Source organism: Pseudodesulfovibrio sp. JC047 (assembly GCF_010468615.1).
Lineage (GTDB): Bacteria > Desulfobacterota > Desulfovibrionia > Desulfovibrionales > Desulfovibrionaceae > Pseudodesulfovibrio.
On the sequence record NZ_WUEH01000004.1, the window covers coordinates 195,644 to 207,724 of the forward strand.

Consider the following 12,081-nt stretch of genomic DNA (forward strand, 5'->3'; position numbering starts at 1 on the left):
CTATTGCAAAATCATGTGGATATTTTCATCCGCACTCGCATCAAAATCGGCCAGCATGTCAAACCGCTCGGCCATAACTTCATCAAGTGATGTCCAATCTTCACACAAGGATTCATCGGTCGTGGGTGTCTGCAACTTGACCGCGGACACCACATCCGTATCCAATGTCGTGACATAGGTACGAACCAATTTGCAGTACGCGCTCTGAAAAATTGTCTTTGGCGGATATTGCCTGGTGCTCGAAGCCGGAGCGTCCAGCGTAAACCCGATCAAATCCTCGAATTCGGCACGCGGCATCTTTGACACGAGAATGACGGATTCGTCATCCGCACGATACAGGAAGCCATGAAAATCCGTTCCCTTGAAATCCCGCTTGATAAATGAGTCATAGGTATACGCGCTCCCTATTTCCACGATCACGGTCTGGCCGGTCCGGGCCGAGGTATACACGACCCGGTTGTCGTCCCTGGCCTCATGCACCGGACCTTTTGCCGCACATCCAATGATGAACACCACTAGCATCAGAGGCACCAGTCTTGCTATCACACGCATGGTCATCTCCTTATTTCCAGCCAATCACTTCGTACCCCTTTTCTCGCAGGCACTTGGTGACAAAATTCTTGTGAATGGACGTCGGATCACCGGACTTACTGGCCTGATAGACCGTTGATCCTGCCGCAGCAGCACCAGCCGAAGCCCCGGCGGTTCGCAAAACGTCGTTGCCCATGATCGCCCCAAAAACAGCCCCGGCAGCCGCAGCCACACCAGCGGACGTGGCCACATTTTTCGCGGCTTCACCAGAATCATTGGCACTGGCTCCAGCGGCTTCGGCCTTCATGATGCAATCATCAATATCTGCCTGCGCCACCTGCATCCCCACGGAATCCAGATGAGTATTGGGATACAACACAGGTCGCTTGGGACCACATCCGACGACACACAGCACCAATCCAACCATCAGTAAAAAAAGGCAAATCCGTCTTCGTCCCATTGTGCAACCTCCTCAAGGAATCTTTCGGATACTTACGTATATACCACTTGGGCCACGGGGAAAAGCCCTCCGCACGCAATGATTTGCACATCCTTGCGCCCCCAAGGGCAAATACGTATATAGACATAGTCTAGAAACTTGAACACACTTGACGCAAGGAGTCTTCCATGCACCGTTTTTTCCCCATATTCATACTCATGCTGACCATTGCCTTCGGGGCTGTCCTTCAAGGGTGCGCCGTCTATGACGTTGCCGTCGAAGAACGCAATGCCAGTCAATGGGCCGATGACAAATCCATTTCCTTTGTCATAGAAAAAGAATTCCTGGCCGATGACATGGTCAAATACCTCGATTTCGATGCCTACAGCTATGAAGGCCACGTCTACATCATCGGCGAGTACGAAAGCCGCGCGCAAGTCGACCGGGCCGTACAGATCGCCAAGGCGACCGAAGGGGTCAAGACTGTCACAACCTACGTCTTGCCCAAACGCGCCCATGACTACTGCGGGACCACGGACAGCCTGGACATTTACGCAAAACTCAAGGAAAAACTCATCAGGGACAAGGATATCTGGTCCACCAACATCGAATTCGAAGTGGTGCAATGCAATGTCGTCCTGGTGGGCCTGCTCGGCAGTAGCGGTGAAATTTCACGGGCCATCGGACACGCCAAAAGCGTTCCCGGCGTCCGCAATGTCAAATCATTCCTGAAAGTCAAGAGGTAGGCACCATGAGCGACGCCATACGCCACCGTATCGCCCGCTCCTGTCTGCTGCTCTGCACGATGATGACCGTCACCCTGCTTGCAGGGTGCGGGACCACCTCTATCGCACCGCCGCCCCCGGAGAGGGTCCCCCACCTTCAACCGGCGTCGCCCAAGGCCGCGTCCGTTGTGCGGACCGCACGGGTCTTGATTGGGTACCCGTACCGATGGGGTGGCCACACCCCTGAAGTCGGATTCGATTGTTCCGGGCTGGTCTGGTTCGTGTACCGGCAAAACGGCATTGCCCTTCCCCGGGTGTCATGGCAGCAATTCCACGCAGGACAACCAATCACCCGACAAAATATCCAGCCGGGCGACCTGATCTTCTATGACGTCAGTGCCTCGCGAAAATCTCTGCACGTCGGCATCGTCACGGACCGAGGTACCTTTGTCCACGCCCCCAGTTCCGGCAAGAAAGTCATGGAATCCAGTCTGTATTCTCCCTATTGGAGACAGCACTATCTCGGTACTCGTCGTATCCTTTAGCGTTCATCCTTTTTCGATTTCCATTTCGTGCGGGAAAACATGTCCCGAAATGACCGAACGGATTTCCCGACCGAGTGTCCGGCCGATCGAATCACGCCTTTGGTCCGGTCAGCCCCACCATCCACGGTCTTCACGACCGACCCGAGTTTGTCAGTCACTGTCTGGGCGGACTGTTCCACCTTTCGAATGGACCGCTTCACGCCGTTGGCAGCGGTATCCACCACCTGCTCGGTGGTTTTGGCAATGGATTGTGCCCCATGCTTCACTGATCGGGCCGACCCGGTCACGCCATTCTTGACCGCTCTGGCCGAACCTGTCACCCCCTGCTTGACCGCTTTGGCCGAGCCTTTCACTCCACGGCCGACGGACTGTGCCGAAGAAGACACCCCCCGGCCCACGGATTTGGCCCCGGAGCCAACAGTTCCAGCCGCTCCGGTCACGGACGCCCCCATGGTCTTGACCGCTTTTTTCGCACCTTTTTTCATGGCGCGAGTCGATCCCTTGAGCAACAAGGCCGTCACTTGCGTCACGGTCTCGCCACTGATGGACATGAACATTTTCGACGCTTCCAATGTGGCACAGCGGCGCATACGTCCCTTGGAATCCAGATCAAGACTCATGTAATTCCGGGCCACGATGCCGCACCGCATGGTCAGCAAGGCATTGGTCGAACCACTCAAGATGGATGCGGTCACGGTTCCGGCAATGGCCTCGGCCCCGGGCATGGCCCCCACCGCAGAACTGGCGATCATCGGGCCCATCAATTCGTGGATCGATTCTTCAATGCCGAATTCCTCAATACTCCCGGCCAAAAACGACGTGGCCGCAATATTCGCATACAGATTGATAAGTTCTCGATAATGCGGACGCTGATTGTAAATTTTAGAAATACGCCATGCCAAACGAGAGATGAGAAACAGCACGACCAAGGAATCGAGCCGACCATTTTGCGACACCGCCGTGCCGATGAAAACCCGCTTTGCGGTGCTGCGAATCTCCTGATTTGCCCGGTCCCGCAACAGGGCAAGCCCGGCGTCCAGATCGGATGCATCCGCGACCCGAACCGCCGCCTCTTTCAAAAGACGATTCTTGCCCAGCCGCTTGACCAGGGTCTGACGGAATTTGACCATCTCCTCGGGCGAGGGGTCGGCGTGCACCATCATGGGGCGGGGGCGCAACAAGGCAGCCGCCACGAGCCAACCGAATGAGATGATGACGACAATCAACAGGCTCCAGAAAACCCACGGAGCCGCTTCCGCATTGATCCGCCCTGCAAATTCGGACAAGCCGACAATGCAATCGTATATGAAGGCGAAAAACGCCCCAATGATGATGACACCCACAAGCGTCACAAAATGACGCATCTGCCTGGACACATTTCCCTCCATGCCATGGTGCTCTCCATGCTTTCCGGCCCACGATCAGACCTGTGCTTCAAGCCCTGCCCGTACCGCTGAAAAAACGGAATTTCAAGGGTGTGCAACGTTCACCACAAAAAAACTCAAGCCCACGAAGTCGAAACCATGTGGACTTGAGCAAAAACGTGCAGTGAACAACGACCTGTCTAGTCGTGATGAACCAATGGTTTGTAATACATACCGATCTTGATGCGATCCGTGGAGTACTGACTTTTCAGCTTGATCTTGAGATCATCGGTCTCCCATTGATAGACATCCCAATTATCGACCTTTTTGTGATTCGGAACACCATAGGAGTCCATCAGGATGGTCACCACCTTTTTCACATCCTTGGCCTTGTCGATTTCAACCAGTGTCGAATAGAGCCTGCCATCCCGAAAACCATACGTCACTTCTCCCTGTTCCACGGCAAAGATGCCGCACGGATCGACCCGGGTGACGGAATAATATTTCACCCCGCTGACAGTATGGGAATAGGTGATCTGCTCCACGGCGGAAATAGGCTCACCCCAGGGGATGGCGTTGCACTCCTCCTGGGCAAAGGCTGATGAGGCAATGACAAATGTCAGCAGGGCAACGAAAACAACGATGCGTCTTTTCAAACCAGTCTCCTTGGTCTTTGGTTCATGTCTCGATGCAATCAGGTGCTCAAAAATCAAGCAGCTCCGTCATGTGTTGGTCTTGGTTCCTTTATAGGTAAAGGCCTTTTTATCCATGGTGTAATACGATCCACGATCAATGCCAATGGCCTTTCCGCAGGGACAAAACACCTTGCCGCCCCGTTCTTCCATGTTCCACACCTTTCTGATGCGGTCCTTGTGGCAGCGATGCACTTCCCCCTGACCGATCTTGAAGTACTTCCATAATTTGCGACGACACGCCGAACATTTCAGTGTGAGCATGATTGCATCGTACCCTACAGAAAGATTCTCGTAAACGGGGAGTCTCCCCCTCATGAAAAAAGAGGACACGATGCATGACCGCGTCCTCTTTGAATACTGCGTGTTCTGAAACAGATTAGTCTGATTCCGCCACGAACCGATAGTCCGACCGCAATGTTTCGGCCTTGTCCGCATTCTCATCCAGCCACCCGAAACGGTCCGCCGGAGCCGCGTCGAATTTGGCCACGTACGGTTTGATATCCAACAATGGTGTGCCGTCGAGCACGTCAATACCGCGCACGCGCAACCGATTGCCGTCAATGGATTCCAGCCGGACAACGGACATGCCGATCATGTTTGGCCGACGGGGCGCACGGGTAGCGAACAAGCCGCGCGGTACGGTGTCCATGAAGGGGGTGACCTTCAGCTTGAAATCCGTATTTTTATGGAAATGGTATACCAGATGGATATGAGAAAAACCATCCAGATCATCCAGCCCTTCAACCAATTCCTCGTTGATCTCTATTTCACCGACAACGTCTCGCGCTCCGGTGGGTTGGATGGGCATATCGTCCAATGAAGTGAACGGCGTATGAATCACACCGATGGGCGTACAGCATATGGGTTCCATAATCGGGTCTCCGTCTTTTTTCAGGCCAATGTCACATTTGCCGCCTTGACGCCAAGGCACAGTTCCTCGTTTCGATGAAGGTCCAATTCCTGAAATGCACTGGCTGTAATGACTGCGGGGATACAGACTCCCTGCGATCGAAACGACAAGTGATACAAGATACCTTCCTGATAATAATCTTCCAGCGTCGCGTCCACCAGGTTCTGAATCGAGGACTGACTCGGCCGCTGACGAAAAACCATGACGTTTTCCGGTCGCAAGAAGACCCGTACAGCATCCCCGCTCCGAGCGGAATCCACAGAATGCAGAATCACCCCGCCCACGTCAATCTGGCAACACCCGTTGGCACCGGGCAGCACGGTCCCCTCGAACATCCTCGCCCCCACGAAGTCCGCCACAAACCGATTGTTCGGTCTGTTGAACACTCCGTAGGTGGTATCAAGCTGCTCCAGACATCCGTTGCGCATAATGGCCACTTTATCGGCCAATGCCCAGACATCATCCATATCATGCGTGATGTGGAGCACAGTCAAATCCTGTTCAGCCATGATCTGCCGGAGCAATGCCCGGGTAGTGTGGCGAGTCTGCGGGTCCAGAGCGGACAAGGGTTCATCCATGAGCAAAAGTCGTGGTTCAACCACCAACGCACGCGCTAGGGCGGCCCGCTGCTGTTCTCCGCCGGATAACGTCCCGGGTTTACGATGCAGGACATGGTTGATATTGAGGGCGTCGGCCATCTTCATGATCTTGTCCTTGCGGCTGTCCGCGTCCGAATCCACCTTTTTCAAACCGTATTCGATATTCTGAAAGATGTTCTTATGCGGCAACAGCGCGTAATCCTGATACACGATGCCGATACGTCGCTTTTCCGGCGGGTCGTCCGTGATATCCCGACCATCGAGAAAAACCCGCCCCTTGGCCGGGTGATAAAACCCGATGATGCATTCCAGCAGAATGGTCTTTCCAGACCCGGTTGGTCCCATGACCGTCAGGTATTCGCCACGGTCAAACTCCAGAGACACGCCCTTGAGCGAGAATTCTCCGAGATCGATGTGCATATCTTCAACACGCAGAAAACTCATAATTTGGCCTCAGTCTTTTCAAAAATGAAAATGGCGATAAAGGAAACACCGATAAGCATGATGCCGCTGGTCAGGGCCATTCCCATATTGCCGTAGGAAATGTTCAGGTACAGGGTGATGGGCAGTGTTTCCGTCCGCATGTAGGACCCGCCAGCCAGAATCAACACGGTCCCGAAGGTTCCGATGCACCGGGCAAAGGCGATGACCGTGGACGCGAGAATGCCGCTTCCGGCCAAGGGAATTGTCACCCGCAGAAAGGTTTCGAACTGGCTGTATCCCAGACTTCTGGACACGAACTCCATCCGGGGATTGATATAGTCGAACGTGGACTTCATGATCCGCACCGAATACGGCAGAGCCGTGAAAAACTGCGCGGCAACCACGCCCTTTTTGGTGAACACGAAATCCAATCCCAGAGCGTTCAATGCCGTGCCGATCGGTGTCTTTCCGAACAACAGCAACAGACACAATCCAAGGACCAGCTCAGGAAAGGCCACGGGGAGATCGATGATCGTCTTGACCACCCCTTTACCCCAAAAATCCAGCCGGGACAGGGTGTAGCCGATGGGCAACGCGAACAGCATGACCAGTATCGTTGAAATCAGTCCGGTCACAAGCGAGAGACGCAGTGACAACTGCATCTCCTCACTCCAGATATTGGTCAGGATGTCGTCAAGAGTCGGAACCGCCAACAGGGCACCGATCGCGCACAACAGGAAGAAGGTGATAAAAAATGAACTGAGCAGCAATCCCGCCCTGAAAGGCGTTATTTTTCGCATGGTTCAAATCCCCATTTCTGCCAGACGACAAGCCCTTCGGCGGACGCGATGTACGCATTCAGTTCAAGCGCGAGAGGATTGTCCTTGGCAGACACATGCACAGCGGTGGGGATGGTTTTGATCATGTTGTGCTTCTTCTCGATACGCACGACCTGCACCTTGCCCCGGCCCTCGGCCCAGGTGGTCACGTCCAGCCAGTTGATGGCGGCGTCTGCCTGCTCCAGAGCGGTATAAATCAACAACTGATTGCAGGTAGGCGCATAGACAACCACATTGGGCGTCACTTTTTCCCACAGACCAGCCTTGGTCAGCATTTTTTTCGAGACCTTGCCAATGGCCGCGGCCTTGGGGTCGCACAACGCGACTTTGACACCGGGACGTTCCAGATCGGCCAGTCCCTGAATATTGGCAGGATTGCCAGCGGGAACCACAATCACGGGCACATGTTTGACAATGGGCTTCACGCTCGCTTCATACACCCACCCATTCTTGATGGCGTCACGGGTATATTTCTCGGCACCGGGAATAAAGACATCACAGGTCTGACCCACGCCGAGCATCCCGAAAATTTCGCCGGAACTGCCGTAATGCACATCGATATGCACATTGTGCGCGGCCTCGAAATTCCGCCGCAATTCTTCCATGGGCTTCATGAGTCCGGCCCCGGCAAAAATCCGCATATTTTCGGCATAGGCATTGGACGTGAAACCAATCATGGCACAACAAAAGACACACAAAAAGATCGCAGGCTGCAAACAGCGGCGCATAGTCATAACTCCCCCAAAAATGTTCTCTGAATGACGTTCAATTCCACCAGATTTCATACCGCCATGAAACCATCACACATCCACGCACCGATTCCCTCATACCACCTGGCTCGACACGCGAACTCTTCATAAATACGACATATTACATAGTTAATATGCTGTCATGAACATAATGCATCGCCCAAAAAACGGCAAGACCCATTTCCTGCACCGGGAAATAACACGCACCGCAAAGGTATGGAAAAGACAGAGAAAAACGGACCGCACAACCGAATCGCCGAGATCACACTCAACCGCTCAGGACAGCCCACAGAGACCGATCTACGCCATCAACGCACGGGTCAGACAGAACTGGATCGTCTAGACCTGTTCGAAATGCACGGTATCGATTTCCGGGAAATCCCCCAACGTCTTGGCGATTCCGGCCTGAAGGAATGAATCAACCCACCAAAAAATATTGTTCTTGCGAACCTGTTCCCGCAAGTGGACCATGTGGTGGGACCGAACTTCCTTGCTCCAGTGAAAGGCTCGATGCAGTCCTTTGGCAACCCCGTCCATATCATAGGGATTGACCAGATAGGCGTGTTCCTGAAGCTGGGCAGCCGCCCCGGCAAATTCGCTCAGGACCAGCACACCATCTTCAGAATTGTTGCAGGCACAATATTCCTTGGCCACGAGGTTCATCCCGTCACGCAATGGAGTGACCAGCCCGATATCTGCCGCCGCATAATACGCGACCAGATCCTCATGGGACAGACTGCGATAATGATAATGGACCGGTACCCAGCCGGGCATGGAGAATTCACCATTGACCCGCCCGACCAACTGTTCAATCTCGGTGCGCAGGTCCTTGTATTCATCCACTTCCTCGCGACTGGGAACAGCAATTTGCACGAAATTCATCCGTCCCTTGAGATCGGGATACCGTCGCAACAGGTTCTGAATGGACCGGATTCGTTCGGGGATTCCCTTGGTGTAGTCCAATCGATCAACACCGAGAATGATCTTTCGATGTCGCAAGGCTTCCTTGAGTTCAAAGGCCTTTCGGACCACATTGGGCTGTTTGGCCAAATCGGAAAATTGATTGTAGTCAATGGAAATGGGAAAGGCGCCGACCCGAAAGTGCCGATTGCCCGTATGGACCGTGACCACCGACCCGCATCCGTCCACCCGGGTCTCGGGCATGATCCGTTGCAGACAGCCCACGAAATTTTTACGGTCCTGAATGGTCTGAAATCCCACGAGATCATAATCGATCAAGGCCTGAAGCACCTTGCGCCGCCATGGGAGCTTCATGAAGATGTCCGGCGGAGGAAATGGAATATGGAGGAAAAAACCGATATTTCGTTTCACGCCCATGCTTTTCAGGAAAAAGGCCTGATGCATGAGATGGTAATCCTGAATCCAGATGTAATCATCCTGATCTGACTTGCGCGCCACGACCTCGGCAAACTTGAAATTCACATCCAGATACGCTCGCCAATATTCGGGATAGAAACGACATCGGGTTTGCAGATCATGAAACAGGGGCCAGATAATCTCGTTGGAAAAACCATAATAATACCCGTCCACATCATCCTGCGTCAAAGGGACAGTACACAACTCGTAACCGGCTTCATTTGAAAAATCCGCCAAAAGACCGTCCACATCCATAGCAGGATCAGCAGCACCGGACCAGCCGATCCAGACACCGCCCCGATTCTTCAACACCGGAGCCATGGCCGTGATCAGGCCACCGGAACCGGCCTTCACTGTCCACTGACCATTGTCCTTTTTGAGTGCTGCGGGAAGGCGGTTCGAAACAACCACCAATTTCTGCATTCCTGATTCCATTGCGCATCTCCCATTCAGGCATGAAGAAAGGATTTTCTCCATTAACTGCTCAATACCGCTCTTTGCGCGGTATTTCAACCATCCACGAAAATCAGGTTTGCAAAAATTTTGGCGGCCACCTGTTGACAAGAGGCACCACGTACTTACCTCTTGGCGCAGTTGACATTACACGCCGCACGTTGTTGTGGTGAATACATCATAAGGAGATACTTTCATGGGTTTGAAACCATTGCATGACCGCGTCATCGTCAAGAGGAAGGAAGAAGAGGAAAAGACCGCCGGGGGCATCTACATCCCTGATTCTGCCAAGGAAAAGCCGCAAAACGGCGTTATCATGGCAGCTGGTCCCGATTGCAAAACCGTCAAGGACGGCGACATCATCTTGTTCGCCAAGTATGCTGGAAGCGAATTCTCCATGGACGGCGACGAGCTGGTCATCATGCGGGAAGACGACATCCTCGGCGTCTTTGCATAAGTCTGTCACCGAAGGCTGTTGCTGCAACGCTTCAAACGAATCGGTCCTGCGGGAACAACACCGCCTGAACCTGATTCCTTTTCACACTCGCACGCAGCCTCTTGGAACGACTCGGATTTTTTCAAGTTAACTCACAAATTTCACAGGGAATAAACAATGGCGAAAGCAATTGATTACAAAGCAGTTGCCCGCGAGGGCATGCAAAACGGCGTGAACATTCTGGCCAACGCCGTCAAGGTCACTCTCGGTCCCAAGGGCCGCAATGTCATGCTGGAAAAAACCTGGGGAGCCCCCCAGGTCACCAAAGACGGTGTCACCGTCGCTGAAAAGATCGACCTGGAAGACAAACTCGAAAACATGGGTGCCCAGATGGTCAAGGAAGTTGCTTCCAAGACCAACGAAATCGCCGGTGACGGAACCACCACTGCCACCGTGCTGGCACAGTCCATTTTCAACGAAGGCGTGAAGCTGCTGGCCGCTGGCCGCAACCCCATGTCCATCAAACGCGGCATCGACGTTGCGGTTGAAGCGCTGGTCAAAGAATTGGATTCGCTGTCCACACCGATCAAAAAAAGCTCTGAAATCGCTCAAATCGGTGCCATTTCCGCCAACAACGACATGACCATCGGTGAAATTCTGGCCGAGGCCGTGGAACGTGTTGGTGACAACGGCGTCATCACTGTCGAGGAATCTCAGGGGCTGTCCACCCATCTGGACGTTGTTGAAGGTATGCAGTGGGATCAGGGTTACCTCTCCCCGTACTTTATCAACGACGGCGACAAGCAGTCAGCGGTATACGAAAATCCGTTCATCCTGTTGTCCGAAGGAAAAATCTCCAACATCAAGCCGCTGGTTCCCATTTTGGAAGCCGTGGCCAAAGCCGGTCGCCCGCTGCTCATCGTCGCCGAGACGATCGAAAACGAGGCCCTTGCAGGTCTGACCATCAACGCCATGCGCGGCTCCCTGAAAGTCTGTGCCGTCAAGGCCCCGGGTTTTGGCGACCGCCGCAAGGACATGATCCGCGACATCGCCATCATGACCGGTGCGAACCCTGTCTCCGAAGACACAGCCGTGACACTGGAATCCATCCAGCCCAATGACTTTGGTACCGCCAAAAAAGTGGTTGTTGACAAAAACACCACCCTGATCGTTGACGGAGCCGGAGACAAGGACGTTGTTGCCCGACGGTGCGAAGAGATCATGAACATGGTCAACAACGCTTCCAGCGACTACGACCGCGAAAAATTGCAGGAACGCCTGGCCAAGATGGTCGGTGGCGTTGCCGTCGTCAAAGTTGGAGCACCGACCGAAATCGAAATGAAAGAGCGCAAGGACCGCGTTGACGATGCCCTGAACGCCACTCGCGCTGCCGTTGACGAAGGTGTTGTTGCCGGTGGTGGTACCGCTCTGGTTCGCGCCGGAAAGGCTCTGGCCTCCCTCAAGGGTGAAAACGACACCGAACAGGCTGGTATCGACATCGTGGCCCGTGCCATCGAAGAGCCTCTGCGTCAGATCGCCAATAACTGCGGTCTCGAAGGCACCGTGATTGTCGAGAAGGTCAAAGCCCTCAAAGGCAACAACGGTTTCAACGCCGCGACAGGCGAGTATGACGACCTGGTCAAGGCCGGTGTCATTGACCCGAAAAAAGTGACCCGCATCGCCTTGCAGAACGCTGCATCCGTGTCCAGCATGTTGCTGACCACCGAATGCGCCATCTCCGAGGCAGTGGTTGAAGACGAAGATTAATCGTCACACTCACTGACATTCTCAGGCCGGACGCCTTCGCGTCCGGCCTTTTTTTGTGTATTGAGATGGTATCCCACCACCCAAGGAGACCCAACCATGGCTTTTCTTATGCGGCACCATGTCAAGAACTCCCTTTCTTCGTTGTTTTCTCTTTAATTAGGCCAGGCTTCACCCTCGCCTTATGGCGTATTAGTAATGTATTCCTTTTCTTATTCGTGCTCTGCGGCAC

The 12,081-nt window shown here is 53.7% G+C and carries 14 protein-coding genes; 4 read left to right on the top strand and 10 right to left on the bottom strand.

All coding sequences use genetic code 11. The annotated features are described in order from the left end of the window. Both GO013_RS04170 and GO013_RS04175 read right to left on the bottom strand, forming a co-directional pair. Complete coding sequence (locus tag GO013_RS04170) at nucleotides 1-552, bottom strand: hypothetical protein (RefSeq protein WP_163808795.1); 552 nt, start codon at nucleotides 550-552, stop codon at nucleotides 1-3. 10 nt (nucleotides 553-562) lie between these two features. Then, nucleotides 563-991, bottom strand: coding sequence for a hypothetical protein (locus GO013_RS04175; RefSeq protein ID WP_239057727.1), 429 nt, complete (start codon nucleotides 989-991; stop codon nucleotides 563-565). Between the two features lie 167 nt (nucleotides 992-1,158). On the opposite strand from GO013_RS04175, the gene GO013_RS04180 reads away from it, so the two are divergent. Continuing rightward, on the top strand, nucleotides 1,159-1,716 hold the full coding sequence (locus tag GO013_RS04180; protein ID WP_163808796.1) for a BON domain-containing protein: 558 nt from the start codon (nucleotides 1,159-1,161) through the stop codon (nucleotides 1,714-1,716). Between the two features lie 5 nt (nucleotides 1,717-1,721). Continuing rightward, complete coding sequence (locus GO013_RS04185; protein WP_163808797.1) at nucleotides 1,722-2,240, top strand: C40 family peptidase; 519 nt, start codon at nucleotides 1,722-1,724, stop codon at nucleotides 2,238-2,240. Here the strand turns inward: GO013_RS04185 and GO013_RS04190 are convergent. The 8 genes from GO013_RS04190 to GO013_RS04225 all read right to left on the bottom strand — a co-directional run bounded on the left by GO013_RS04190 (nucleotide 2,237) and on the right by GO013_RS04225 (nucleotide 9,631). Next, nucleotides 2,237-3,616, bottom strand: coding sequence for a DUF697 domain-containing protein (locus GO013_RS04190; RefSeq protein WP_163808798.1), 1,380 nt, complete (start codon nucleotides 3,614-3,616; stop codon nucleotides 2,237-2,239). The two genes, GO013_RS04185 and GO013_RS04190, sit on opposite strands and share 4 nt — an antisense overlap. A 188-nt stretch (nucleotides 3,617-3,804) precedes the next feature. After that, on the bottom strand, nucleotides 3,805-4,260 hold the full coding sequence (locus GO013_RS04195; RefSeq protein WP_239057728.1) for a hypothetical protein: 456 nt from the start codon (nucleotides 4,258-4,260) through the stop codon (nucleotides 3,805-3,807). Nucleotides 4,261-4,326: 66 nt separating this feature from the next. Then, complete coding sequence (locus tag GO013_RS04200) at nucleotides 4,327-4,560, bottom strand: hypothetical protein (RefSeq protein ID WP_163808799.1); 234 nt, start codon at nucleotides 4,558-4,560, stop codon at nucleotides 4,327-4,329. 115 nt (nucleotides 4,561-4,675) lie between these two features. Beyond that, entirely contained in the window at nucleotides 4,676-5,170 is a 495-nt protein-coding gene (gene tsaA, locus GO013_RS04205) for a tRNA (N6-threonylcarbamoyladenosine(37)-N6)-methyltransferase TrmO (RefSeq protein ID WP_163808800.1), read from the bottom strand. 20 nt (nucleotides 5,171-5,190) lie between these two features. Continuing rightward, the gene (locus GO013_RS04210) at nucleotides 5,191-6,252 is read right to left on the bottom strand and encodes an ATP-binding cassette domain-containing protein (protein WP_163808801.1); all 1,062 of its coding nucleotides are present in this window, start codon (nucleotides 6,250-6,252) and stop codon (nucleotides 5,191-5,193) included. Next, the gene (locus GO013_RS04215; protein ID WP_163808802.1) at nucleotides 6,249-7,031 is read right to left on the bottom strand and encodes an ABC transporter permease; all 783 of its coding nucleotides are present in this window, start codon (nucleotides 7,029-7,031) and stop codon (nucleotides 6,249-6,251) included. The genes GO013_RS04210 and GO013_RS04215 overlap by 4 nt, the downstream gene beginning before the upstream one ends. Next, nucleotides 7,019-7,798, bottom strand: coding sequence for a molybdate ABC transporter substrate-binding protein (gene modA, locus GO013_RS04220; RefSeq protein ID WP_239057729.1), 780 nt, complete (start codon nucleotides 7,796-7,798; stop codon nucleotides 7,019-7,021). Before modA ends, GO013_RS04215 begins: the two co-directional genes overlap by 13 nt. A gap of 360 nt (nucleotides 7,799-8,158) precedes the next feature. After that, entirely contained in the window at nucleotides 8,159-9,631 is a 1,473-nt protein-coding gene (locus GO013_RS04225) for a trehalose-6-phosphate synthase (protein ID WP_163808803.1), read from the bottom strand. Nucleotides 9,632-9,845: 214 nt separating this feature from the next. Between GO013_RS04225 and GO013_RS04230 the strand changes: the two genes are divergently transcribed. Beyond that, a complete protein-coding gene (locus tag GO013_RS04230) occupies nucleotides 9,846-10,106 on the top strand; it encodes a co-chaperone GroES (protein ID WP_163808804.1) in 261 nt (86 codons plus the stop codon). Between the two features lie 156 nt (nucleotides 10,107-10,262). Beyond that, nucleotides 10,263-11,852, top strand: coding sequence for a chaperonin GroEL (gene groL, locus GO013_RS04235; RefSeq protein ID WP_163808805.1), 1,590 nt, complete (start codon nucleotides 10,263-10,265; stop codon nucleotides 11,850-11,852). Nucleotides 11,853-12,081: the final 229 nt, after the last annotated feature.